The sequence below is a fragment of the Methanogenium sp. S4BF genome (assembly GCF_029633965.1).
Taxonomy (GTDB): Archaea; Halobacteriota; Methanomicrobia; order Methanomicrobiales; family Methanomicrobiaceae; genus Methanogenium.
In genome coordinates this window covers 569,628-595,506 of sequence record NZ_CP091277.1, presented here as the reverse complement: position 1 = coordinate 595,506, position 25,879 = coordinate 569,628, and the positions used below count along the sequence as shown (strand labels likewise).

General features: G+C 53.5%; 25 protein-coding genes. 13 read left to right on the top strand and 12 right to left on the bottom strand.

Translation table 11 applies throughout. The annotated features are described in order from the left end of the window. Window positions 1-2: 2 nt before the first annotated feature. Window positions 3-548: a hypothetical protein gene (locus tag L1S32_RS02950; RefSeq protein WP_278155996.1), complete on the bottom strand. Its 546-nt coding sequence runs from the start codon at window positions 546-548 to the stop codon at window positions 3-5. Between the two features lie 176 nt (window positions 549-724). On the opposite strand from L1S32_RS02950, the gene L1S32_RS02945 reads away from it, so the two are divergent. Beyond that, complete coding sequence (locus L1S32_RS02945; protein ID WP_278155995.1) at window positions 725-3,562, top strand: M1 family metallopeptidase; 2,838 nt, start codon at window positions 725-727, stop codon at window positions 3,560-3,562. A gap of 83 nt (window positions 3,563-3,645) precedes the next feature. Continuing rightward, window positions 3,646-4,569 carry an aldolase gene (locus L1S32_RS02940; protein ID WP_278155993.1) on the top strand — a complete coding sequence of 308 codons (924 nt, stop codon included), beginning with the start codon at window positions 3,646-3,648 and terminating at the stop codon, window positions 4,567-4,569. A gap of 154 nt (window positions 4,570-4,723) precedes the next feature. Here the strand turns inward: L1S32_RS02940 and L1S32_RS02935 are convergent, their stop codons facing one another. The 3 genes from L1S32_RS02935 to L1S32_RS02925 form a co-directional block, all read right to left on the bottom strand. Then, window positions 4,724-5,491 carry an exodeoxyribonuclease III gene (locus L1S32_RS02935; protein WP_278155991.1) on the bottom strand — a complete coding sequence of 256 codons (768 nt, stop codon included), beginning with the start codon at window positions 5,489-5,491 and terminating at the stop codon, window positions 4,724-4,726. A gap of 75 nt (window positions 5,492-5,566) precedes the next feature. Further along, the gene (locus L1S32_RS02930; protein ID WP_278155990.1) at window positions 5,567-6,991 is read right to left on the bottom strand and encodes an aldehyde dehydrogenase family protein; all 1,425 of its coding nucleotides are present in this window, start codon (window positions 6,989-6,991) and stop codon (window positions 5,567-5,569) included. A gap of 78 nt (window positions 6,992-7,069) precedes the next feature. Further along, window positions 7,070-7,504: a hypothetical protein gene (locus L1S32_RS02925; protein WP_278155988.1), complete on the bottom strand. Its 435-nt coding sequence runs from the start codon at window positions 7,502-7,504 to the stop codon at window positions 7,070-7,072. A 156-nt stretch (window positions 7,505-7,660) separates the two neighbouring features. Here L1S32_RS02925 and L1S32_RS02920 point away from each other — a divergent pair, with 156 nt between their 5' ends. Next, window positions 7,661-7,933: a ferritin family protein gene (locus L1S32_RS02920; protein WP_278155986.1), complete on the top strand. Its 273-nt coding sequence runs from the start codon at window positions 7,661-7,663 to the stop codon at window positions 7,931-7,933. 14 nt (window positions 7,934-7,947) lie between these two features. Here the strand turns inward: L1S32_RS02920 and L1S32_RS02915 are convergent, their stop codons facing one another. Then, on the bottom strand, window positions 7,948-8,751 hold the full coding sequence (locus L1S32_RS02915; RefSeq protein WP_278155985.1) for a site-specific DNA-methyltransferase: 804 nt from the start codon (window positions 8,749-8,751) through the stop codon (window positions 7,948-7,950). A 152-nt stretch (window positions 8,752-8,903) separates the two neighbouring features. Here L1S32_RS02915 and hxlB point away from each other — a divergent pair, with 152 nt between their 5' ends. The 5 genes from hxlB (at window position 8,904) to L1S32_RS02890 (ending at window position 14,508) form a co-directional block, all read left to right on the top strand. Then, on the top strand, window positions 8,904-9,512 hold the full coding sequence (gene hxlB / locus L1S32_RS02910) for a 6-phospho-3-hexuloisomerase (protein WP_278155983.1): 609 nt from the start codon (window positions 8,904-8,906) through the stop codon (window positions 9,510-9,512). An 8-nt stretch (window positions 9,513-9,520) separates the two neighbouring features. Further along, window positions 9,521-10,627, top strand: a complete 1,107-nt coding sequence (locus L1S32_RS02905; protein ID WP_278155981.1) for a pyridoxal phosphate-dependent aminotransferase — start codon at window positions 9,521-9,523, stop codon at window positions 10,625-10,627. Between the two features lie 18 nt (window positions 10,628-10,645). Next, window positions 10,646-11,686 carry a M42 family metallopeptidase gene (locus L1S32_RS02900; RefSeq protein ID WP_278155979.1) on the top strand — a complete coding sequence of 347 codons (1,041 nt, stop codon included), beginning with the start codon at window positions 10,646-10,648 and terminating at the stop codon, window positions 11,684-11,686. Window positions 11,687-12,013: 327 nt separating this feature from the next. Further along, window positions 12,014-12,550 carry a hypothetical protein gene (locus tag L1S32_RS02895; protein ID WP_278155977.1) on the top strand — a complete coding sequence of 179 codons (537 nt, stop codon included), beginning with the start codon at window positions 12,014-12,016 and terminating at the stop codon, window positions 12,548-12,550. After that, window positions 12,547-14,508, top strand: a complete 1,962-nt coding sequence (locus L1S32_RS02890; protein ID WP_278155975.1) for a type B DNA-directed DNA polymerase — start codon at window positions 12,547-12,549, stop codon at window positions 14,506-14,508. Before L1S32_RS02895 ends, L1S32_RS02890 begins: the two co-directional genes overlap by 4 nt. A gap of 688 nt (window positions 14,509-15,196) precedes the next feature. On the opposite strand, the gene L1S32_RS02885 is transcribed toward L1S32_RS02890, so the two are convergent. The 3 genes from L1S32_RS02885 to L1S32_RS02875 form a co-directional block, all read right to left on the bottom strand. Further along, on the bottom strand, window positions 15,197-17,194 hold the full coding sequence (locus tag L1S32_RS02885; RefSeq protein WP_278155973.1) for a beta-propeller domain-containing protein: 1,998 nt from the start codon (window positions 17,192-17,194) through the stop codon (window positions 15,197-15,199). A gap of 166 nt (window positions 17,195-17,360) precedes the next feature. Continuing rightward, entirely contained in the window at window positions 17,361-17,546 is a 186-nt protein-coding gene (locus L1S32_RS02880) for a YegP family protein (protein WP_062398771.1), read from the bottom strand. Between the two features lie 74 nt (window positions 17,547-17,620). Next, entirely contained in the window at window positions 17,621-18,169 is a 549-nt protein-coding gene (locus tag L1S32_RS02875) for a HEAT repeat domain-containing protein (RefSeq protein ID WP_278155969.1), read from the bottom strand. An 88-nt stretch (window positions 18,170-18,257) separates the two neighbouring features. Between L1S32_RS02875 and L1S32_RS02870 the strand changes: the two genes are divergently transcribed. The 5 genes from L1S32_RS02870 to L1S32_RS02850 all read left to right on the top strand — a co-directional run bounded on the left by L1S32_RS02870 (window position 18,258) and on the right by L1S32_RS02850 (window position 22,583). Beyond that, on the top strand, window positions 18,258-18,845 hold the full coding sequence (locus L1S32_RS02870) for a flavin reductase family protein (RefSeq protein WP_278155966.1): 588 nt from the start codon (window positions 18,258-18,260) through the stop codon (window positions 18,843-18,845). A 380-nt stretch (window positions 18,846-19,225) separates the two neighbouring features. Further along, a complete protein-coding gene (locus L1S32_RS02865; protein ID WP_278155964.1) occupies window positions 19,226-20,410 on the top strand; it encodes an argininosuccinate synthase in 1,185 nt (394 codons plus the stop codon). Between the two features lie 85 nt (window positions 20,411-20,495). Next, window positions 20,496-21,989, top strand: coding sequence for a methanogenesis marker 14 protein (locus tag L1S32_RS02860; RefSeq protein WP_278155962.1), 1,494 nt, complete (start codon window positions 20,496-20,498; stop codon window positions 21,987-21,989). Window positions 21,990-22,000: 11 nt separating this feature from the next. Further along, window positions 22,001-22,237 (top strand): hypothetical protein, encoded by a 237-nt coding sequence (locus L1S32_RS02855; protein ID WP_278155961.1) that lies wholly within the window; start codon window positions 22,001-22,003, stop codon window positions 22,235-22,237. Between the two features lie 64 nt (window positions 22,238-22,301). Next, window positions 22,302-22,583: a hypothetical protein gene (locus L1S32_RS02850; RefSeq protein WP_278155959.1), complete on the top strand. Its 282-nt coding sequence runs from the start codon at window positions 22,302-22,304 to the stop codon at window positions 22,581-22,583. Window positions 22,584-22,594: 11 nt separating this feature from the next. On the opposite strand, the gene argF is transcribed toward L1S32_RS02850, so the two are convergent. The 4 genes from argF to L1S32_RS02830 are packed head-to-tail and all read right to left on the bottom strand — an operon-like array spanning window position 22,595 to window position 25,821. Further along, the gene (argF, locus tag L1S32_RS02845) at window positions 22,595-23,503 is read right to left on the bottom strand and encodes an ornithine carbamoyltransferase (protein ID WP_278155956.1); all 909 of its coding nucleotides are present in this window, start codon (window positions 23,501-23,503) and stop codon (window positions 22,595-22,597) included. Beyond that, on the bottom strand, window positions 23,500-24,792 hold the full coding sequence (gene purD, locus L1S32_RS02840) for a phosphoribosylamine--glycine ligase (RefSeq protein ID WP_278155954.1): 1,293 nt from the start codon (window positions 24,790-24,792) through the stop codon (window positions 23,500-23,502). The genes argF and purD overlap by 4 nt, the downstream gene beginning before the upstream one ends. A 28-nt stretch (window positions 24,793-24,820) precedes the next feature. After that, window positions 24,821-25,336, bottom strand: coding sequence for an orotate phosphoribosyltransferase (gene pyrE, locus L1S32_RS02835; RefSeq protein WP_278155952.1), 516 nt, complete (start codon window positions 25,334-25,336; stop codon window positions 24,821-24,823). Further along, window positions 25,330-25,821, bottom strand: a complete 492-nt coding sequence (locus L1S32_RS02830; RefSeq protein ID WP_278155950.1) for a CDP-2,3-bis-(O-geranylgeranyl)-sn-glycerol synthase — start codon at window positions 25,819-25,821, stop codon at window positions 25,330-25,332. Before L1S32_RS02830 ends, pyrE begins: the two co-directional genes overlap by 7 nt. Between the last annotated feature and the right edge of the window lie 58 nt (window positions 25,822-25,879).

Here is a 25,879-nt window from a genome sequence, read left to right as displayed (position 1 = left end):
AATCAGGCAAGGCCTGCAATACCATCAAAGTCAATCTGGTTGTTGAAGACAGTCAGGTATTCAGGTTTGCCGTTTTCTATCAGAACATAGACAAAGAACCGGTCATCGATGCTGACAATCTCAGAATACTCATTATCCTCGCGATTTTCAACAAAATAGGCAGGATATCCGCCTGCGGTCCCGGTGTACATCTTCATCTCAGGGGTCTCAAAGGTCATCTGCGAGGTCCACATCTGGTAATACCCGGCACCCTCAATACCCCTTGTGTCCTGAATTACAACCTGGCCCGTGACGGTTTCATCAGACTTCAGGGTATAATCAGCAGTCACCATGCTCCAGGATTCTCCATCGTAGTCCATCGTCGCCCCATCTTTCTCCCCCGTAATCCAGTTGCTGGTCATGGTCGGAAGATATTCCATCATGGCCGTATAATGAACCACTTCACCCCCCGTTGAACCCTGAGGAGATGACTGCGCCGTTGGTACAGCCGTCTGTACAGGTGTTGCTGTTTCACCACCTGCTGAAGAGTCATCCGTACATCCACACACACAACATACCAACAGGAGCACCATAATACACGCTGCCGGTTTCCATACAATCCGAATATCTCTCAGAATACTCACACTCCTTGCGGAACAAACAAAAATATGCAATACTGGGTAATTATTCTATCTGTCACCAGAACCACGCATCTTTTTTGTAGTACCCCCGCATACCTGAATCCATGACCGGACAGCGCCAATTTACCTATTATCCATCAGATTTCGGAATTATTCCTGCTGAAGTCTGCCATATGGACCTGATATTTGATATTTTTGATACCCGGACCGAGGTTCAGTCAGAGATAAAACTCAGGGCACATGACACACCGATTGAGACCCTGACACTGAATGCAAAAAACCTGGAGATACAGGCGGTATCAGGCCCGGGGCGGGAGATATCATACACCTATGACAGAGAAAAAAGCCTGCTGCAGATTCACTTCGCACAACCGATACCACCAGGCGAGACATTTGTTGTCCAGACATACACTGTCTGCCATCCTACATCGAATGTGCTGGAGGGGCTCTATTATGACACGACCCCGGATGGTGCACCGCCTCAGCAGATAACCCAGTGCCAGCAATGGGGATTCCAGCGTCTTGTGCCCTGCATCGATGATATGACGGCAAAATGCACCTATACCACCACCATCATCGCGGACAGCCGATACACCAATCTCATCAGCAATGGTGACATTTCGGTTCCCCGTCATCCGGTTGCAGACGGACGCGACAGCATCACCTATGACAACAGTGTAACGCCGATGGCGCCCTATCTCTTCTTCCTCGGTGTCGGTACGTACGAAACATTTTCCCGGCCGTTTGAATACCCGGACGGTACAGCCTTCACCCTTGAACTGCTTGGCCCGCCCGGAACAGACGCTGCACTCGCCAATAAAGCACTTGAAATTCTTGCAGACGGTGTCCTGTGGATCTATCTCTTTACCGGACCAGAATGGTATGCAACTCCGGAAATACGCAGGGAGATGTACCGCCTGTCAGGAGAGCGTGACCGCCTGATAGAGACCGGGGCACCCGAGGATGAGGTGTGGGCCATCCGCTCCCTCCTCTTAGAGATGAATGGCATGATCACCCCCGGATACCGGTATACGGGTACGGTCTACCGCGAAATCGGGATGCAGAACTCGGACTTCGGGGGCATGGAGAATGTGGGCAATACCACCATCACGACCAACCGCCTCCTGCCGTTTCCGGATGCGACCGACGGCGCATTTGAGTACCTGATGCGGGTCAAGGTGCATGAGTTCTACCACAACCTGAACGGTTCGGAAGTGACCGGGATAAATCCATTCGAGATCTGGCTGAATGAGGCAGTGACCGTGCATATCGAAAATGCCTACCATGCCTTTCATTTTGGCGAAGACTATACCCGGCTCGAGACCGTTCTCACCCTCCTCTCACCTGCGGGAGGCACGCTCTTCTTTGACGGCGGAGCGGGAGCCCTGCCCATTGAACCCGAAGGATTCAATGACCCGAATGAGCTTATTACCGGTGTCACCTATGTCAAGGCGCCGGAGTTTGTCAGGATGATCGAGATAATGACGGGAAAAGAGGCATTTGCAGAAGGGCTTGCCCGCTATCATGCCAGATACCGGCACAAAAACGCGTCACGGGATGACTGGATTCATGCAATCGAAGAGACATCCGGACAACATTTTGCTGATTTCGCAGAGAGCTGGCTGACGCAGACCGGCTACCCCGTCATCACTGCCGCACACCAATATGATGCCGCTAACCAGGAGCTGACACTCTCATTTCACCGGAAAGAGCGGTCCGATAAAAAAGAATGGGAGGTGCCGGTCACATATGCCATCTTCAGTCATTCAGGAGAAAAAAACGCATCCGGCTGTTTCCGGATGAATACGCCGAACCATACCATTGTCATTCCGGAAACGGATGCACCGGCATTCGTCTCCCTGAACCGCGAGGCTGCCTTCTACGGCAGGCTTGAGTATGAACCCGGCACGGAGGCACTCTGCCTGCAGGCGACACTGGATGATGACATCACCGGCCGCTTTATGGCATTCACGCGTCTTTGTGAAACAGAGATCATCCGCCTGATGGAAGACACCGGGGCACCGGTTAATAGTGCTCTCACCGACCTTATTGCAGACCTCTTCTCTGATGAAACGCTTCTTTCAGAGGCAGGCGGACTCTTTCTGACCATCTTTGACGCTGTCGGGGACGAGCGCTATGCCCACCGCTACGCTGACCTCTATCAGGCACGCAGACGGCTGATACAGGCCACTGCAGAACGGCACGGGACCCTTATAGCGGATGTGTACTCCGCTTATGCAGCAGAGGTCAACTGTCCGGACGGAATCGCAGGGGATGTCACCCGCCTAAAGCGGCGGCAGGTTAAAAACACCGCACTCCTTTTCCTCGCAGCCATGGACACGCCGGACGTGCACGACATCCTCATCCGCCAGTACCGGGAAGGGACGACGGCAACAGACAGGGTCACGGCATTTAGTCATATAATAAACAGTAGCTATGCTAAACGTTCAGCAATCATCCGCGACTTTTACGAAACGTCACGGAAGAATCCTGTTGCCTGGGAGACATATCTGGGCTCCCTTGCCGGCATTGCATCCGCTGCAGATATCGGATTCATACGCGATGCAGCCGCCTCTGAGAGTTTCAGCCTTGAGATGGCCAACGACCAGCGGGCACTCTTCGGCAGATTTGCCCAGAACAAAAAGATCTCCCTCGAGACACCGGAAGGGAGAACCCTGTTCGAAGAAATTCTCCTTACCCTTGCACCGGTCAACGAGTACAGCACCGCCACGATGCTTGCCGTATTCGGCAATCTGGACCGGATGAAAGAAGAACATCAGGCCCCGCTCATAGAAATTCTGCTGCATCTGCTGGATGCAACCAACCCACAGACAACACCCAGTGTCTATAACACTGCCCGAAGAATTGTTGCCGCATCCCCTGCGGCCACTGCCGTATGGGAGAGGAAAACAGGGAAGAAACTCCCGGATACGTACACATAATCCATGAAAATCCCCATTTTCCGGCACCGGGACACCGGTGCGTCTGGCAAACAATAAGTATTTCCCAAATGATAGGATGAGGTATGACCGATGAATGTACGGTTCTGGTTCCGCTCGATGTGCCGGAGTCAGCCAAAGCCACCTATATTGATAACTACCTGTTAGTCACCCAGGGCTCAGGCAACCTGATGCTCTTTGCCGGTGACCAGAAGGTGGAGCACCTGAACGATGATTTCTATGGCGAAGGCATCGCAGCAGATGACGCTGATCCTGAACATCTCTTCCGGATTGCACAGGAGAGCAGAATCGGTGTCTTTGCAACCCAGCTGGGCCTGATTAACCGGTATGCAATGGACTATCCGGACATCCCGTATCTCGTCAAGATGAACTCCAAGACCCATCTTGTCAAGACCTCCCAAAAAGACCCCTTTAGTCCGCAGATTTTTACTGTTCAGCAGGTTGTCGACCTGAGAAACCGCACAGGACTCGACATTGTCGGCATCGGGTATACCATTTATCTGGGCAGTGAGAAAGAGGCACGGATGCTGCGTGAAGCAGCACAGCTCATTGCAGAGGCGCACGCTCATGGCCTTTTGACCGTTCTCTGGATCTATCCCCGGGGCGCTGCTGTCGGTGACGAGAAAGATCCCCACCTCATTGCAGGAGCAACCGGAGTCGCAGCAACGCTGGGCAGTGACTTTGTGAAGGTCAATGCACCCAAAAAAGACGGTGTTTCTTCAGCAGAGATGCTCAGAGAGGCAACAATGGCTGCCGGCAGGACAAAGGTTGTCTGTGCAGGCGGATCCAGTGTCTCCGGAGAAGCATTCCTCAAACAGCTCTATGACCAACTCCACACCGGCGGATGTGCAGGGAATGCAACCGGGCGAAACATCCACCAGAAGCCCCTGGATGAAGCAGTGCGGATGTGCAATGCTGTCTCTGCACTCACGATTGATGGTGCCTCCGTTGATGACGCACTGGCAATCTATACCGGAACACAGGAATAATCAACTACCTTTTTTTAGATCCTCCATCGGGAGGACATTTCGCACATATTGTCCCTGCAAAAAGAGGTGCAGGAAGATGTGAGAGGCATTCTGACACCAGAGATGACGTCACAAAACTTTCTGCTTCCACCTTCACGAAAAAACAGGAAGAAACTCATTCATCCACTTCCAGACAGACAGGACAGTGATCAGACCCATATATCTCTGTCAGATGCGATGAAACAGCAACCCTGCCCACCAGTGCCTCATTGACAAAGAAATAATCAATCCGCCATCCGACATTCCGCTCCCGTGCCCGTGATTTCAGGTCCCACCACGAGTAATGCCCGCCATTCTTCTCAAAGAGGCGAAAAGTATCCGTAAACCCGGCGTCAATAAGCCGGTCAATCCAGGCACGCTCCTCCGGCAAAAAACCGGATATCTTTGCATTCTCCTTTGGGCGTGCCAGATCAAGCTCGGTATGGGCAGTATTCACATCACCGCAGATAATGACATTGCTGCCGCCATCCACCTCTGCCACCGCATCCCGGAGGCAGGCTTCATAGAAGTCCATCTTGTAGCTGAGGCGCTCAGCTGATGCCTTGCCATTCGGGAAATAAATGTTGTACAACAAAAAATCCGGGTGTTCGGTGACAAGAATCCGCCCCTCACCCCCGAACCCCGGCTCAGCAAAGTCTGTCCGCACAGACAGCACCTCATCGCGGGAAAATGTCGCGACCCCGCTATATCCCTTCTTTTCTGCCCAGGAGAAATACGAGAAATATCCTTTCGGATGACGCATATTTCCGGTCAGCTGATCCGGATGAGCCTTTGTCTCCTGCAGGCAGAGCACATCCGGCTGTTCACCAGTGAATACCTCCTGCAGGGTTCCTTTCCGTGCTACTGCCCGGATGCCGTTTACATTCCACGAAATGATCTTCATTCTCTGGTTCTCTCACTTATATCTGATAGTATATCTCAGCAGATCTGCCATGAAAAACGGCTCAGGACAGACCAATCATGACCTGACAAGCACGGTCTTTGACCGCAGGTAGGGGTCAAAGGCACCCGATCCGTTCTCTCTTCCCGTCCCGCTTGCTTTCATGCCCCCAAACGGCACATCCGGAGGAATTCTCAGGTGCTGGTTCACCCACACTATCCCTGCATCAAGCTGTGAGGAGGCCAGCATAGCGGTTTTAATATCATGGGTCCAGACCGAGGCACCCAGACCATAGCGAGTACTGTTTGCGATTCGGATGGCATCATCCAGACTTTCAGCGGAGATGACCGGCAACACCGGCCCGAACACTTCGGTGTTCAGAAGCACAGAGTCATCCGGGAGATCGGACACGATGGTTGGTTCATAGAAGAGACCTTTTTCGTAATGCGCACCATCCGGGATGCCGCCGCCGCAGAGAAGGGTGCCTTCACCGGCAGAGAGGCAGGCGTCCACCATCCGGCGGATGCCGTCCCGTGCCGGTGCATTGTTCAGCGGCCCCATGCCCACACCCGGCCGGCTGCCGTCTCCCACCGCAATACCTGCTGCCTTCTCACAGAGCATACGGGTAAACTGCTCTTTGACGGATGCATCAACGATCACGCGTTTTACTGCCGTGCAGGTCTGGCCGCAGTTGTAGAACCGGCCGGCAACAGCACCGGCCGCTGCCGCATGGAGATCGGCATCACGGCAGACAATCATCGCGTCACTGCCGCCCAGCTCCAGAGTGACCGGCACCCCGTTTCTCCCCGCAGCCTGAGACACCTCTTCTCCCGTCTTTGTGTCGCCGGTAAACGAAAGATGACCGAGGGAAGGGGTGGCCGCAAGAGCAGCCCCCGCCGAAGCTCCGGTACCGGTCACCACCTGAAGCACTCCTGCGGGAAGGCCTGCTGCCTCCAGAATATCTGCAATCCGCATCGTTGTAAGCGGCGTGGAGCTTGCCGGTTTCACCACAACAGCATTGCCTGCTACAAGTGGCGGGCACAATTTCCACGCAAATATAAGCACCGGCATATTCCACGGGATGATTGCACCGCAGACACCGACCGGTTCTTTGAGGACATAGGCAAGACCGTACGACGAGAGTGGCAGGCACTCCCCCCGGATAGACCCGGAAACCGAATGATAATACTCAAGGACATTTGCACATCCCTGTATCTCATTTCGTGCCTCATGCAGCGGTTTGCCCTGTTCTGCGGTCAGCAGGGCAGCAAGTGCATCCGTCTGCGCCCGGATGATTCGGGCACCCTCCCCAAGAATCTTCCCCCGTTCACGGGGGTCCCGCTTCGCCCATCCGGCCTGAGCAGCCTCAGCTGCGTCAACAGCAGCAGCCACGGCCGCTTTCCCTCCCGCAGGCACCTCACCAACCACGCCTCCGGTAGCCGGATTTACCACCCGGATCTGTTCACCTGAAGTGGTAATGCTGCGAATATCATCCTCTCTCATCGTTACCCCGTCCTGTATTACTGCCTGCTATTGCCACTGCTCTACAATAAAAAATTCCCAAAAACAGGGAAAATGCCATTAATCGATAAACGTCCCTTCGGGTTCGGCGTCCACGTCAAACTCATCCAGAAACGGCATCAGGCCTTTGATATACGGAATAACACGTGAACCTTCCCGGCGTTCAGCCACCTCAATGACGGTGATCATCAGGGGAAACTCCTGTAAACGGGCGGGAAACGTCGGATCATTCTCTGACCCGAATTTTATAAAGGAATGTGCCTGGATAAACGGACGATTAAATTCCTCTTCTCCCGCAAAATCCCTCAGATCAGCTTCATAGGTTGAGGTTTCTGCAAGGTCTTTCTCAAAGTAGACCACCGCTTCACCCCCAACCGCATCTGCAATCTCCGCAAGCTTCCGGATATCCGCCTTGCTTCCGACGGTTATTCCAAGACTCTGCATCTTTTCTGTTATACTGTCCCCGGCAATATCGTTCCATGACTGCTTCTTCATTGCATATCGTCTCCGTATGAACAGGTTAAACGGGATGGATACATGAATATACCTCTTCGGTTTTTTCCATTCAAAAAGGTTAAGTGCCCGGACACAGATTGGGAATACTATAAGGACGTGAAAAAAATGCCGGAATTTGGATCACCATTCTCAGGAATGAAAGCTGACAGGAAACTGACCGACGAAGAACTCATCCGTGCAATCCGCTTCATGGTGGCAGCAGAGTATGAGGCCATCCAGCTTTATGTCCAGCTTGCAGAGTCAACAGACAACAAACTTGCACAGGAAGTGCTCCGCGACATCGCAGACGAAGAGAAAGTGCATGCCGGTGAATTCCTCCGCCTGCTCCATCACCTCGCACCCGATGAAGAGGGCTTCTACAAAGAAGGATACGACGAAGTCGAAGAAGAGATTGAAAAACAGAAATAATCCATTTTTCCTTTTTACCGTTCGGGCAGTTCTTCAAACCGGCAGACAGAGATGTCAAGATATTCACGGCTGATATCAGAGCCGATGAAGCGCCGCCCGTGGGAAACGGCAGCAATGCCAGTGGTCGAGCTGCCGCTAAAGGGGTCCACCACCAGATCTCCGGGGTTTGTTGCCGCAAGGACAATACGGTTCAAAAGGGAGAGCGGTTTTTGAGTCGGATGTTTCCCGTGGGCCTTCTCCCGCTTGCGCGGCGCCGGCAGCGACCAGACGGAACGCATCTGTTTCCCGTCTTTTTTGAGCGTATCTGCCTCATGCCACTCCCCCCCTTTCATATCCTGATAATTGAATGTATGGCGGGCGTCAGGTGATTTCCGTGCCCATATGATCGTCTCGTGGCTTGCCGTGAAATACCGCCCCGAGAGGTTTGGTGGTGCATTCGGCTTGAACCAGCAGATGTCATTTAAAATATGAAATCCCGCGCTCTGCAGGGCATAGCCGCATGCATATATAGAATGGTAGGTCCCTGAGACCCACAGGGTCCCTTCATCTTTCAATACACGCCGGCAGGCAGCAATCCAGTCCTGATGAAAGGAAAAATCGTCTGCAAACCCGTTGGAGGCATCCCATTCACCCTTGTCCACCGATACCTGCCTCCCGGCCTGGCAGGTAAACCCGCCGTTGGAGAGATTGTACGGGGGGTCAGCAAAGATCATATCCACGGATGATGCCGGCATACTCCGCAGCAGATCCCTGCAGTCAGCGCAGTACAGTGCAGCCCCCTCCCGCTGGTAATACGGGGTGAGCGACGTGAGATCCATATATATTTATGTTCTGTATACTGCCATAAAAACGTGCACGAACAGGAGAGACTCCCCTGAGGAAACCATACAGGAGGTCCACCCGGAAACCTTCTTCCTTCTCCACCGGTTTCGCAACGCTGATGTAGTTTATCGGGAATACTTACGGTGCTATGAATGAGTGCTATGCAGGCAATGTACAGGACATGATGAAACTGATGGCGGCCACCATTTCATCAACTGCCGACTCACTCTCAAATGAGGGTGTCGGCCAGTTCATCGATGAACTGCTCGGTGCCAAACGGATTTATGTGATGGGGGCGGGCAGATCAGGCCTCGTCGCAAAGGCATTTGCCATGCGGTTAATGCATCTCGGGATGCATTCCTATGTCGTCGGTGAGACGATCACCCCCGCCATGAAAGAGGGGGACACCATTGTGGCCTACTCAGGGTCAGGGGAAACCAAATCCATCGCTGAACTCTGTGAGACCGCCAAATCCATCGGCGGACGGCTCTGCCTGGTGACATCAAATAAGGACTCACGCATCGGACGGATTGCCGACTGTGTTGCAGTGATAGAAAGCCACCGTGATAATGTCAAAGACGAATCGGCTGAGTATGAAGTGAGGCAGATGCGTGGAGAACACCGCTCCTTTGCACCACTGGGCACCATCTTTGAGACGACAGCCATGGTATTCTCCGATGCCATCGTTTCGTCTATCATGGAGATTACCCAGTGCGAAGAAAAAGACCTCAAAGGCAGGCATGCAAACATCGAATAGGTGAAGAGATGGCCACATATACAGGGCGGATTTCACAGCGCGTACGGGATGTCGAGATGTCAGGAATACGGAAATTTTTCCAGTCTGCATCACCCGATGCCATCAATCTCGGCATCGGCCAGCCGGATCTCCCGACACCGGAGCATATCAAAGAGGCAGGAATAGCGGCAATACGAAACAACCATACCGGCTATACCTTTAACTACGGCCTGCCCGAACTGCGCGAGGCAATATGCAGCAAACTTGCACGGGAAAACGGCATATCCCACACCCCCGGCGAGGTTATCGTCACTGCCGGTGCCGGTGAGGCACTCTTTGTGGCAATCACCACACTGGTCAGGGAGGGAGAACGGGTGCTCTTCCAGGACCCCGGATTTGTCTCCTATGAAGCATGCACCGTGCTTGCCGGCGGCCGGCCGGAAGGGGTCCCCCTGACACCGGACCTTCGCCTTGACGTAGAGGCGTGCAAGGAGCAGATGGACGGTGCCCGTGTCTTTGTGCTCAACTCACCGGGCAATCCGACCGGCACCGTGGAGGATGAAGAGACCATCCGTGCCATCGTTGAGTACGGCAACGACCATGGTGTCACCATCATCTCGGATGAGGTCTATGAACACTTTGTCTATGACAAAACACATTACAGCGCTGCCCGGTATGGAGATGACGTCATCACCATCAATGCCACCAGCAAAACCTATTCCATGACCGGATGGCGCCTTGGATTTATGGCAGGCCCCGGAGAGGTCATAGAAGAGGCCATCAAGGTGCACCAGAACTGCCAGACCTGCGCCACCTCCATCTCCCAGTATGCAGCACTTGCAGCATACACCGGTGACAATGCCTGTGTCACTGCGATGCGGGATGAATACCGGGTACGCCGGGATATGCTTTACAACGGCCTCTCAGACTGCGGATTTGTGTTCCCCAAACCGGACGGCGCATTCTATATGTTCGTTCCGATGGAGCCTGAGACCTTCCGCGCCATCATCGATGCAGGCGTCGTCATCATCCCGGGGGACGCATTCGGCGAACGGTCTGCCGGATACGCGAGGTTCAGCTATGCGGCCTCACGAAACGATATCAAATCAGCACTCGAACGCATTCAGACAATTTAGAAGGACAGTGAAGATACTATGGTAAAAGAACTCCTCAAACAACTCTCAGATGCCCACGGACTCTCCAGCTATGAAGGTTCCGTCCGTGAAATTATCCGGACCGAACTGGCAGGTCATGTGGACGAATTTACCGAAGACGCCATGGGCAACCTCGTTGCCATCCGGCGCGGGGGTGACTTTAAGGTCATGGTGGCGTCCCACATGGACGAGATCGGCCTGATGGTGCAGTATATTGACGATGAAGGATTCATCCGGTTTGTCCCCATCGGCGGATGGTTTGGACCGGTACTCTATACCCAGCGCGTCATCCTCCACGGAAAGAAGGGGCCTGTCGCCGGAGTCATCGGGGCAAAGCCACCCCACCTGCTCTCTCCTGAGGACCGGAAGAAAGAAGTGAAGATCGAAGATTTCTTCATCGATATCGGGGCCACATCCGCTGAAGACGTCGCAAACCTGGGCATTGAAATAGGCACACCGGTCACCATTGACCGGGAGTTCACCGAACTTGCCAACAACCGGGTCACCGGCAAGGCGCTCGACAACCGTGTCGGTGTCGCACTCCTCATCAAGGCACTCAAAGAGACCACCAGTCCCCACACTATCTACGGCGTCTTCACCGTGCAGGAAGAACTCGGCCTGAAAGGGGCAAAGGTCAGTGCATTCACTCTTGACCCCGACTGTGCGATTGCCACTGACGTGACCATCCCCGGCGACCACCCCGGCGTCACCAAGAAAGAAGCAAGCCCGGTGATGGGAAAAGGGCCGGTGCTGGTTCTTGTCAGTGCACAGGGCCGTGGCCTGATGGCCGACTGGAAACTCGCCGGCTGGCTGCGTGATGCAGCAGAAGAGGCAGAGATTCCCTACCAGCTGGAAGTCGGCACCGGCGGCAATACGGACGCCACCATCATCCACCTCGTGAGAGGCGGCATTCCAAGCATTCCCCTCTCGATTCCCGCCCGCTACATCCATTCCCCGGTAGAGGTCGTTGACATTGGTGACGTGGAGGCAGGGGTCAGCCTCCTCCTTGCAGCACTGAAACAGGACAGCCCGTTTGCCTGAAATCAGCATATTATTTCTTCTTTTTTTGGCGCATCCCCATTGACCTGATCTCCGGTATTCACCTTTTTTGGGTCTTCGCCATTCTGTATGGGTTAAAAAATATAGCTCATCTCTGTTCCGATGAGGTAATTATTTCTCGGGAATTGAAAGGCAAGGGAGGGTTTCCCCCCCTCCCTTGCTCCAAATCTGATCAACAAGAAAGAGCGAAATAAAAAATCATTTCTTCTCCACCCCCTGACAACGGGTACAGCACCACATCCCGCACATTCATTTTCACACCGCCCCCGCAGGAGAGTAATATCCTGCAGGCGCCCAACCGGTAGCACAATGCATCATGACCTTGCACAGGCGCGCTCACTGCCGGAAGGCTGCTTCTGCATCGCCGTTGCACCATACACCGATCTGGTGCCCGCAGTCATACAAATTCTGCAGGAAGAGCGGCGAAAGACCCTGTATGTCAGCGGGAACTACCCTCCCGTCCTGACCGCAGTCGACCGGAAACATGCACGGTTCAGTGTCCGGAGGGCGCTCACCGCCTACCAGTACCTCACCATCCTCTCAGAGGCCTATGAATCATGCATCATCATCGAGCATGACCGCTCGGTCTATACCGACGCACCGGAGACGGCCGAACCTGTTGGCCGGCTCTGCAGGGAGAAGGCAGAGGATGCAGCCGTCCTTCTGATCGCCCGGAAGTGGGATGCATATATTGCCGCGATGGCGCCTGCGGCACACTCTGTTGTGCATGTGCCGGAGAAAGAGACATGGCCTGCAGCAGTGCACGAACGCAGTAAAAAAAAGGAAACAGCTGATACCGGCAGGCGCAGTGCACAGCGGCACCTCTGGGACGGGGACTGGCAGTGACACCCACAGAACCGTGGATCTTTGACATCGTACCCTCTCCCGGGAGAATCACCCTCTGGACAAAGACCGGCGGGTGCAGAGAGTCCCTCACCCGCGAGTTCCGGCCGCCGTTCTACTGTGCACTTCCCGATGAGACAGCCCACTGGGAGATGGTGGACGCCCTCACCGAGGAGTATGGTGCATCCCCGTGCACATTCCGGACCATCTACGGGAACGAGGAGGGCTACCGCATCTATGCTCCGCGGGATGTCGCAGAGGCCATCGAACGCCAGACACAGTTCCGTGCCGCCCTCTATAATGTCGATCTGCGAAAAGAACAGCTCTACTGTGCAGCCAAAGGATGTATGCCGTGCAGTACCGGAAGAGAAAGCCCGTTTACCGCAGATACCGCCCATCCCCTCACCACCATCACCATATGCCCTGCCGGGCGACCGGAGACCGCACGCACCCTTACCGATGTGCAGGTAACCGGCCGCCGCAGCCATCTGCTTCGCGGCAGTGAAACGGCTGTCGTCCATGATCTCTTCACGGTCATCACCGATGAAGACCCTGACCTGCTGCTCTTCCACGGCATTGACCGGTGGGCTGAACGAATACTTGTGGCAGCAGAGAAGGCAGGCATTCCCTGTGCTTTGAGCAGAACCGGCCGGTACCGGAGACTGCGGGAAATGTCCTACACCAGTTACGGCCAGATGCGGCACCGCCCGCCGGCGCTCATCCCGGAGGGAAGAGTGCTCATCGATACTGATGCGAGCTTTATGTACCGCACCGGGGGGCTTGCAGGAGTGCTTCTGGCATCACGCCTCACGGGCATTCCGCCCAACCTGACCAGCCGGTTTACGCCGGGCACCATCATCTCCTCCTACGAATGCTCTGAGGCCCTCAAGCGGGGCATCGCCGTGCCGTTCCGCAAAAATGATGCAGAGGCCACCCGCAGCTGCAGGGACGTGCGGCTGGACGACCGCGGCGGGCTGATTCTCCAGCCGGTGCCCGGCCTGTACGGACCAGCCACCCAGATTGACTTCACATCATTTTACCCGTCCATCATCGTGAACTACAACATATCCCCCGAAACACTGGCAGATCCCAAAAGGCCGGGTTTTCTGCCATCAGTGATCGCACCCCTGCTGGATTTCAGAATTGCAATGAAAGCGAAAAAGCACGAAGACCCCCGGTATGCAGGCATGGACGCCGTCCTCAAATGGATGCTGGTCACCTGTTTCGGGTACACCGGGTACAAGAATGCCCGGTTCGGACGCATTGAAATGCATGAGATGATAACTGCCATCTCTGCAGATATCCTCGGGTCGGTGAAACGGATGGCAGAGGAGATGGGATACACGGTCCTGCACGGCATCGTTGACTGCCTCTGGGTGCAGGGCGGGGATGCCGCAGACTTAAAAAAACGCATCGAAGAGGTGACCGGCATTCCCACAGAACGGGAAGATTATGACTGGCTGGTCTTCCTCCCGCAAAACGACGGCACCGGGTCATACACCAACTACTTCGGGCGCCTCACAGACGGCACCATGAAAATCCGGGGTGTCATGGCACAGCGGCGGGATACCCCTCCGTATGTCCGTGCGATGCAGGAGGCCTGCTTCTCCCTGATGGCAGATGCCGCCTCACCGGATGAACTGGCGGAGTGCGAAGAGAAGGTGACGGCACTCTACCGCTCGTACCGTGACACCATGACAGACGCTCCGCCCTCCTCGTTTGTGATACACCGCCGGCTGAGTAAGACGGCATACCAGAACCACTCCATCTCTGCTGCGGTTGTCCGGATGTATCGCGCCGAAGGAGTGACTCCGGAACCGGGGATGGATGTACAATATCTGGTGCAGGACGCCGGTAAAAAGATGGTTGTACCCGGGTGGAGAGCAGAGAGCCCGGATTACTCCTACTATGCCACTCTGCTGGAGAAGGCATGGAGAGAGGTGAGGTTTCCGTTTCAGTAGGATAACAGTGCTCTGTAGAAATGCCGCAAAACGAGAGAAAACGTGTTTTCGTGTGGAAAATGTGCATAGTGAAAATTGGATGTGATAAAACCCGGGCCGGATGAACATCAGAAACGAGGACTATACTATATACTCCATATCTGTTTTTGTACCCCTCCTTCTTACCCTCTCCGACCCCCTGTTTCGGGGAATCGGGAGGGGAAAGGACGTATTTTCCGCTCATTTTTACTGCCTGAAAAACAGGGTCGCAATGTCATTTATTTGCTGAAAATATGGCGGAGTGCGAAGTACTGAACGGTCGCTATTGACAGATAGTTTGAAGGATCTATAAACCATCTCCGGTTGAGAACTGCCCACCCGGGCTTCGGTGTGGTTACAATTTTCTGGGCTAAATGTCCCGGATAATCTCAATTTAGTAGCCAATAGACCTTTATTCGGATATTTGTCCCAAAAGAGTGTGAGTCGGAAGCGATAACTGCAGTGGTGAGAATACAGCACCGCATCTTCGACGGCTGGACGCACTGATGAAACTCTGCGATGAACCAGAAGTGCGGGTGAGGGATTATTATCACACTTTATTCGCATTGAATTCCAGATCAATCCTTTCATTTCTCCATGAGATTCATTCCTGCAGCATCTCTCCAGGGAGCTATACGCATGAAAAAAGAATGGTTTTCATACCAGCGCATTAGTCAAACAGCGGCTCCGGAACCGGCCAGTAGCCGCCACCATACCGTTCGCCGCCATAGGGAAGGCTGATCGCGCCATAGACCGTCTCCGGGTGCTCCAGACCGCTTATCACCAGCTTTGTGCGGGAAACCGTGTAGAGCACATCATCCATATACAGGGACCGCAGGACAGAGTCAGGGGCACCCCAGTAATACCCGGACTGTGGATCGGCATTGTGGGTCACCGTTCCCTTCAGAACAAAGCCTGTCTCCGGTGTCAGACTATAGACATAGGCCCCCTGCCAGTAGCGTGTCGAATACGCATCATACGGGCTGCCGGTGACCGGCACTTTCACGATTTCATGCACCGGAAGAACGAGAATATTCCGCGATGCATCAAAGAGAAATGCCTTGTGATCGTGCAGTGCCTCTGAGTCCGTGCCCGGAAGGCCAATTTCTACTTTGCCAACCTCCTTCGGGTGGTTCACATCTGCGACATCAAAGAGCGCCATCTTCAGCCCGCCGGTGGTAAACCCTCCCCACTCATTTGCAACGGTCTCCTTGCCGATGCCGATGATATGGGTGGCATCATACGGATGCAGGTAGTCGGAGTAGCCGGGGATCTTCAGTTCGCCCAGAACCGCAGGTGTCGTTGGGTCGGTAAGGTCGATGACAAAGAACGGGTCCATCTGTTTGAAGGTGACCAGGTACAGCCGGTCCCCGATAAACCGGGCCGCATAGATTCGCTCATCCGGAGCAAGATACTCCAGTTTTCCCTTCATCGTCAGGCCGGAATCAAGGACATAGACATTGTTGTACTGCACCCAGGTATCCCGTGTCCAGTCATTCACCGTCGTGGCGACCCTAAGGTTGCCTTTGTATTCATCCAGGGAAAACTGGTTCAGCAGTCTGCCGGGGAAGGTGCCGGTGGCCGCATAGGATATTTCACCCTTCTCTACAGAGAACCGGTGTACCACGGATTGTTCACGGGGTTCTGCAGGTGCCTGCCCGAACCTGTCCCAGACTCCTCCGGAATATGGCTGCTGCCAGATATACGCGATGTAGATATTGTCAACAGAAGCGTAGAGCGTGGACCCATATCCCAGCAGGAATGACTCCGCATCGGTGACCGACCCGTCACGAATATCAAAGGAGGTTATCGTGGTAAACTGGAAGGAATACCCCGGCATATCCGGCACAGATACCGGCGGTTGTGCAATGAGTGTGTCACCGTCACGCACCTCAGGCATCAGCAACACATCCCCATGCCGGACGAGCGATTCACGGGTGAAAAGGAAGACATCGTCCCCTTTCATGCGTCCGTCATAATACGTGCCGGCCACCGTCAGATCACGGATGATTTTCGGCTCTTTCCGGTCGCTGATATCATACACATACACATGCGTCACATCCCGGGCATACGGGACGGGTGCCACACTCTTATCGGGGTGAATAAAATCGGTTTCACGGACCGATGAAAAGACCGCAAGCCGGTCGCCCGAGAGAAAGAGTGCTGAGGGAGTCCCGGAAAGCGGTGTTTCAGAAATAATGCCTGCACCAAGGGGCGGGTAGGCATCCACAATCACCAGTCTGCCGCCGGTGACCAGATAGATATATTTCCCGTCATTTTTGATGAAATCGGCTTCATCTACTCCTCCCACCTGGACATTCGTGGAGGAATATACCTCTGCCCCACCTGAACCGGACGACGCACTTTTCAAAGCCTGCGGGAGCTGCGCCGGTACCGGCACCGGCGTCATTGCATTGTCCAATGATGCCTCCTCATAAACAACACGGGTATTGCCATCCATGATGCCCATAAAACCGGTCGAATACCCGTTTTCCCCCTGCGGCATGCTGTCCAGGTATGCAGCCAGTCCTGATGCAGACGTAAATACCTGCATCCCGGTTCCATTCTCTGTTTCAGAAGGCTGTTCGGCAAGAATCCCCGCGCCGATGATGACACAGATGACGACGATCCCGGCACCCAAGATGCCCCGGATTATATTTTGTTTCATGTGATCCTCCACACTCCAATTACGCTTGAATGTGGTTCTATTGGAGAATAGAGATTAATTAAGTATCTTTGACTTCGAATAATTTTGAACATATCTTTGCATGACAGAAATGTCCGGGACTCATGGGGGGGTTATGCAAAGAAATGCCCGGTTATAAATTCAGAAGTTACAGTTCAAGTTCAATAATCTCAGCATCAGGAGCGTTTTTCCGGATACTCGCAATACCCTTCATGCACGACGCTTTGGAGGAATACCCCTGCCCGATTGCAATGGTCTGGCCATTTGCTGCCTTCAGGCGGAACCGGTACTCCCCCGAACGGTCCTTGTAAATTTCAAATTTCCCATGAGGCATGTAACCACTACCCCAAATACGGAACGCCAGTATATAAAAGTTCGCTGAACTCTTCCCGTACCGAGCAGTCGGAATCATTTTTCCTGAGGATTGTCATCATGCCGGTGAGAAGAGAGCGCCCGGCGTGCCGCAGACCTGACCCCCGAATCTTCATCATTCGTCATCATCTCAAGAGCAGACATGCACGCTTCACACTCAATCTTTCCGAGTGCCTCTGCGACTGCTCTTCTTACCGGCACAGCAGTATCGTCACAGAGATTCATCAGAGAAAGGGCGGCAGACGGATGACCAATATCTCCCAATGCCTTCACCGCTTCCATGCGGATCCATTTATCGCCGATTGCAAGCATCCGGATAAGAGGCTCTGCTGCAAGAGGGTCCCTTCGTTTGCCAAGGGACCGTATTGCCATGAAACGGACATCCGGTTCAGGATCATCTTCCGCTGCCCGGATAAGATGAGGCACCACCACATCACCACCACAGGTGCCCAGGGCCTCAGCTGCCCGCACACGATATGAGATGCCGTCCTCTGTGAGTTGCCGGATTAAGATACGGGCATTCTCATCTCTCCGCCGTTCCCGTTCTGCATACACCCGATATACCGGGTCATCGCACCCTGTCATACTGCCTGCCACCCATCTGCTCAGATACGACATCCTGTAACCTTCACATAGCATAAAGATTATCAGGATACCGCCGATTATGTGATGCATGAAAAAATCCATCAGCCCGGTTCCGCTCCTTTACCCCAGCCCGGTGCTTCTCATCTGCACGTATGGAAGCGACGGACGTCCGGATGCAATGGCCGCCTCATGGGCCGGTGTATGCTGTTCAGAACCTCCCTGCATCTCACTGGGTATACGAAAGACACGGCAGACATGGGAGAACATCAAAGACCGCGGGGAATTTATGGTCTGCATTCCGTCTGAGACACTTGTCGAAGAGACAGATTTTTTTGGCATTGCTTCAGGGAAAAATCTGGATAAATTTTCTAAAACCGGTATGACACCGGTGAAAAGCGAGATCATTGAGGCCCCGTACATTGAGGAATGCCCCATTGCAATTGCCTGCAGGGTGCGCAACCTGATGCACATCGGTTCACACACGCTCATTGTGGGTGAAATACTCTCGATACTCGCAGATGAAGAGGCCTGTGGGGAGGACGGCACGCCGGATATGGATTTAATCCGTCCGCTTCTGTACGATTCACAGAAGAAGACATACTATACCGTCGGAGAACCGTCCGGCAAAGCCTTCTCATCCGGGATGAAGTTCAGGAGAAACCTCTATGAGCCCTGACCCGGCATCACAGACGCGGAGCTGGTAGCACATATTCCATCAGTGTCCCCATGCAGACAGACCATGGTCCCGAAAAACCCTTTTCCTCTCCCTTCATCCCGGCCGGGCATACCTGCATATATAGGGAAGATCAGTATCATACCAAAAACAGCATCATTTTGGTAAAAATATCTCAAAATAAGCTCTCCGAAATAACAGTTCATCCAAATGCACAATCACCCGCAATCTTCCGGTGCATATCTGTCCTTCTGCATCTCCGTCGATTCCATCTTTAGCTGCACACTGATCTGTCTGCAGGAATGATATGACTTTATAGCTACTCTGTCGCATAATATAGAAGCAGAATATTTCGTACAAGAGATATATACTGGAGAACAATCATGGGAAAGGGAACAGTAATTCTTGCATTTTCCGGAGGCCTTGACACATCAATCTGTGTACCCCTCCTCAAAGAGCAGTATGGATTTGACACCGTTGTCACCGTTGCAGTCGATGTTGGTCAGCCGGAAAAGGACATCCGTATGGCAACCGAGAAGGGTGAACTGATTGCGGATAAGCACTACACCATCGATATCAAAGAGCGGTTTGTAACAGAACAGCTCTTCCCGTCAATCAAGGCAAACGGTTCATATGAAGGGTATCCAATGGGAACAGCCCTTGCACGCCCGCTTATCGCTGAGGAAATCGCAAAAATCGCCAAGGCCGAAGGAGCAACCACCGTCTCCCACGGCTGTACCGGGAAAGGAAATGACCAGCTCCGGTTTGACTTTGTCTTCCGCAAGGAAGGCCTTGATATCATCGCACCGATGCGTGAGATGAACCTGACCCGTGAGTGGGAGATGGAATACGCTGAAAAGCACGGCATTCCGGTACCCGTTGTAAAGGATAAGCCATACTCCGTCGATGAAAACTGCTGGAGCAGGTCCATTGAAGGCGGAAAGCTGGAAGACCCCGCATTCCATCCCCCTGAAGACATCTACGCATGGACAGTGTCGGCCGCTGCAGCACCCGACGAACCACGTGAACTCGTAATTGGGTTTGAGAACGGTGTGCCCGTCTCTCTGGACGGCGAACAGCTCGGCGGATATGCACTCATCCGGAAACTCAATGAGATTGCCGGTGCATGCGGTGTCGGCAGGAATGACATGATAGAAGACCGGATTTTAGGCCTCAAGGCCCGTGAGGTCTATGAACACCCCGCAGCAACCGTGCTCCTGAAGGCACACGCCGACCTTGAACGCCTGGTGCTTACCCGGCAGGAACTGGCATTCAAATCGATAGTGGATGACAAATGGTCAGAACTGGGATACATGGGTCTTGTGGAAGAGCCGCTCTTCAAAGCACTCTCCGCCTTTGTTGACAAAACACAGGAGCGGGTCACCGGCACCGTTGATCTTGTGCTTTTCAAGGGCAGTGTGACGGTTGTGGGACGAAGCGCAAAGGAAGCAATCTATTCTGATGATCTTGTATCCTTTGAGAGTACGACAATCGACCAGAATGATGCAGTCGGTTTCTCTGCATACTATGGTTTCCAGGCCAGATTACTCGCACAGCTCAGAAAATAATCCAAATTCCTTTTTTTTGCTCTGCTTCACCTGCTGCCTTGCGGTATCGAAAAATATAACATCAGTTAACCGGAAACGGTCTATTATGTGTGCCTTTTTCGACCGGTTTAAAAAACCAACGCCGAATATTGTTGATAGTCCCCCTCCACCGGTATCGGGACAGGGGGCAGGGCTCCAGAAACCGGAATACCGCGTGAAGCCATATTTTATCGTTGCGTCCGTGGAGATGGGCAATACTACCACCAAATGTATCCTGACCGGCACAAATCTGGAGACCGGACGTTCGTATATTATCCATAAAACGGTATCAATGAGCCGTGACGTGCGGCCGCCCAAACCCGGTGAAGAGATCTTTGGCACGACCCTTGTCGGAACACCGATTACCAAGGAGTCTGTCGCCGAGCTTGTCAGGGATACCCTGATTAAATGCCATAAAGATGCAGGCCTCTCCATTCAGGAAGATCTGGACTTTGTGGTGCGCTCAACCGGTGTGGTTGCCGCAATGGACTCCCCTGATCAGGTCGGCGATTTCGTCAAGTCACTGGCAAACGGATGCCTGATGGCAGGGGTGCCGCCCAAGAAAATGACTCCCCCCATGTCAAAAGACAATCTCCCCAAAAAACTGCAGGCATTCAGTTTTGCAGACAAAGTAACCTTCTGCGGCACCGTGGCAGGCGTCACTCCCCCTATCGGTTCATCGGGGGTCGAGCTGGTTGCAAATGAGATGGAAGGAGAGCTTGCAATGGCAGGAATGAAGGAGGGGGCAAAATGGACGACGGTTGACTTCAGAAATCCCTGCATCTCGATTGATTTCGGTACAACCCTCGACGGCAGAATCACCAGTGACGTCGACCCGAAGGCGGAATATCCCTTTGCGCGGACCATCGGCAATTTCTGTGGCCTTGCAGGTGCAATTCCTGATGCCATCGTCCGCGGCACAGGACTGGTGCAGGAAGGAAAGGGCACAGCCCTTGATCTCTTTGGAGAACGAAGCATCATAGGCGGGCTCTCCCGGAAAAAAACGGCAAAAGTTCTGGAATTTGAGGAGCAGATCCATGAAAACATTGACATCCGTATCGTTCCGCCTGACCGCAAACACTTCGGTAAAGTGCCGGTCTGTGCAGACATTGCGATGGAGTCCGGCATCGCGATGATCGGATGCGACTGCGGCAAAAATTACAGCGGAGAAGACATACTTAAGGAAATCGGGGCAGATATATATAGAAATCATGGGAAAGATGTCCTTACACAGGTTATCGACCATGTCTGTGCCCGAATGGCACTGCGCCTCGTGGATGTCGCAGCAGCAGAGAGTCTGATTCCTCCGAATGCATCCATCGGATTTACCGGCCGGGCAGCGATATCCGGCAGAAAACCGGAGATCATCATGGAAGGAATCACTGCACGCGGCCTCTTTGAAAAACCTGATGACCATATCGTCTTTGTTGATGACGGACTGGCACGCGGTGCGGCACTCATGGGACGCTGCATGCTCTCCCTCGGGAAACCCAACGAGCCAATCGGGGGAGTACGCGGTGGCCCGTGTATCATGAACAGGCGTATGAAGATTGGAAAATAAATGGAACAACCATGACAGACGATAAATTTGACCTTATAATACCCCCGGGTGTTCCCCGCAGTATGATCTACGAGCTTAATGAACAGTATGACGTTGAAGTCGTGATGAGAAAACGACAGCTCTACTTTGCAAACATGGAAGGCGATACACGGGAACTGCTTGCCTTCCGTGGTACACGGGAAGTCCTTGAGAAGGTGCAGGAAGACCTCTACAACAGGCTTGAGGCCTATATCTCCGGAGATGAATAAAGGCCGGTTTTAAAAAGGCAATTCAAAAACCCTATTATTTTGTATCCCAAATACACTGCTTATAATGGTCTGGGTAAAGTCCATCGAAAATAATTACGTCAATGTTGACAGCATCATCTCAATCACCTTTGACTCAAAATGCAATGCATTTGTGGCAGTAGTCGGACATCGTGACATCAGGCTTCAGCACAAGATATACCAGCATAAGGCACTGGAAAGTTTTTTGCAGGGTACATCACCCAGGGAAGACGATGAAATCCTGGAGGAGATGATCCTGATGATTGAAGATGCGAAAAAAAGTGGCGGGATGCCAATTCTTGATTTTATGAAAATTTTAAATTATTAAGCCCGATCCGGTTACCCCAGAAGCATTTTCATAAGCGCCTTCTGGGCATGCAACCGGTTCTCAGCCTGATTCCAGATAACTGAGGACGGCCCGTCCATCACAACGCCTGAGATCTCCTCTCCCCGGTGTGCAGGAAGACAGTGCATCACCTTCGCACCGTCCGCTGCTTTCTCCATCAGTAGCTCATTTACCGTAAACCCTGCAAAGGCCCGAAGCCTCGTTTCACGTTCACTCTCGGTCCCCATTGAAACCCAGGTGTCCGTATACACGACATCGGCTCCTGAAACAGCCTCTTCAGGCGATATACACAGCTCATACCTCGCTCCCGCGCGGTCTGCCAGTTCCTGGATCTCCTCTTTCGGCCCAAACCCTTCCGGGGATGCAACCGCCATCTCATAACCTGCCATCGGTGCTGCAAGAAGCAGAGAGTTGCAGACATTATTGCTGTCACCAATGTAGGCCACCCTGAGGCCTTCAGTTCTTCCAAACTCCTCCTGTATCGTCATGATGTCTGCAAGGATCTGGCAGGGATGCTCCCGGTCAGAGAGGCCGTTTATGACAGGAATGCCTGCATAGGCTGCCAGTTCAACTGCTGTCTCATGCCGATAGGAACGGAGCATGATGAGAGAAAGGTATCGCGAGAGGGTACGGGCAGTATCCCGCACCTCTTCCCCCCGGCCCAGCTGCATGTCATTGGGGTTCAGAAAAAGAGCATGCCCGCCCAGTTCAAACATCCCCACTTCAAAGGAGATGCGGGTACGGGTGGACGCCTTCTCAAAGATCATGCCCAGCGTGTGCTTCCGTGGCAGAGAATGATCTGTCCCTGCATTGCGCAGGGCTTTGAGGTGAATGCCTGTATCCACGATCCCGTGGAGTTCAGAACGGGAGAGGTCCCGGATGGAGAGGAGATCACGTTTCATCGAATGTCCCTCATATGGGCAATCCTCTTCTCAAGGACTCCCATCGTGCCGATATCATGCCGGTAGCGGACTGCGCCGCTCACCGACGCCGCGGCCTGCTCTGCCTGCATCTCAGCCTCTGCGAGGGTGTCGCCAATGCCGACAAAAGCAAGAGTCCGGGATGTCTGGGTATAATACTCACCGTCTTTGAAGGTGATATTTGCAAAGAAGAGCTTCGCTCCCCCATAGTTGCCAATGATAAGGGGCTGCCCTTCCTGCGGTGCGTCAGGATACCCTTCCGGGACCAGGTATTTGCAGACAGATGCCTGGTGTGCGAAGGTAACGTCCTCCGGTGTAAGCGTCCCTGCCGCCATTTTGACGAGAATGACTGCAAAGTCAGAGGTCAGAAGCGAAAGGAGGTTCATCGCCTCCGGGTCACCAAACCGCGCATTAAACTCAATCACCTTGGGTCCGTCCGCCGTATTCATGAACTGGCCATACAGGAAACCGACATACTGATGGCCTTCTGCATTCAGCGCAGCAATGACCTTCTCCATAATGGCAAATGCACGGGTTCTGTCTGCATCTGTGACGAACGGGAATGAGTGATCTTCCATGGAGTATGACCCCATACCGCCGGTGTTCGGACCGACATCTCCTTCATATGCCCGTTTGTGGTCCTGAACAAGAGGCATCGGCACCAGATGCGTGCCGTCTACGAATGCCATCAGGGTGAACTCTTCACCGATGAGCCGCTCCTCGAGTACCACATCCCCTCCAATCTCACGGATGTAGTCCTTTGCACCCACGGAGTCGACATGTTCACCCATTATTTTGACGCCTTTTCCACCGGTCAGGCCAATCGGCTTAATGGCAAGGTCCACATCATGTTCATCAATGTACCTGCATGCCTCCTCCGGGTTGTGGAATGCCTGATATCCCGGACATCCCTCAATCCCATGGTCGCGCATCAGATTCCGGCAGAACTCCTTGTCTGTCTCAAGCCGTGCGGCCTCCTTGCGGGGGCCGATGCAGGAGATGCCGCGTGCCGCAAGTTCATTAGCGAGGCCCGCCTCCAGTGGCGCCTCAGGACCTACAACCGCGTATTCAACACCGTTTGCCTCTGCATAGTCGGCAACACGGTGAATTTCCGTCTCTTTGCAGATGTACACATCTGCAGAAAGCGCAGCGATACCAGGGTTTTCCTTCCCCATTACAGAATAGATTTCAACATTGCTGCTGCGTGAAAGGGCATCAGCCAGTGCATGCTCCCTGCCCCCTCCACCCACAACAAGAATTTTCATATCCATTATTGCAGTGCAGACTGCTAAAAGGTTATTATTGACCAAGAAGGTCAGAGACACGGACGAGCGGAACCAGAGCCACGCCAACGTCAGCCAGACGGTCGGATGCACCCTGTTCGCGGTCCACAACGGTCACGACCGTCTCCACCACGGCACCGGCTTCCCGCAGTGCATTGATGCCATAGATAACACTTCCACCGGATGTTGTCACATCCTCCACCAGAAGCACATGCTTCCCGTTCACATCGCCGATAACGGTGCCGCCGACGCCATATCCTTTCTCACCTTTGCGGATGATTGCATAGGGTTTTCCGGACGCCAGGGATGCAGCCACCGCAATGGGCACCGCACCGACCGCAACTCCGGCGACGCAGTCAAATGTTCCCACATCAGAGATGGCACGGCCGATAGCCGCAAGGAGTGCCGGCTGGGTCGCTGCATCTTTAATGTTAATGTAATACGAACTCTGCTGCCCGGAGGCGAGGGTAAACTCACCAAACTGTATTGCCCCGTATTCAATCAGGCATTCTTTTACTGCATTATCTACCATGGTACGTCTTTCACTCCTATGAGATAGCCAATAATATTTGCTCCGCGATGGAGGAGGGGGGTCAGGATAAGAATCCAGATCAGGATGACCGGGGTGATGGTGGCAATGACCCATGCGTAATTAAAGAGCAGAAGCAGGGCAAACGCTCCAAAAACGAGATCATACTGGTCGGCAATCAGCCACTCCTCTCCACGGGTCTTATTGAGCCGCCGTTTGGCAAAACTCTTCACCATATCTCCCAGAAGCGCACCAGCTGCAAGGCAGACAACAACTGTTGGCGTCAGAACCGAGATGCCAAGATACGGCTCAGCCACCACCTGCAGCATACCGATGCATATTCCGGACAATACACCGCCAAAAAGGCCCCGCCAGGTCTTCCCGTCCCCCAGCATACGCCTTCCGTCACGCCAGTTTCTCCCGCCGTCGATTGGTCTTCCCCCGCCGAACACAGCAGCCGCTGAATTCGGAACATAAGCAGGAATCATAATCCAGAAGGCGAAGAGCAAAGAGAACAGAATGTCGTATATACTTATATAAATGCCT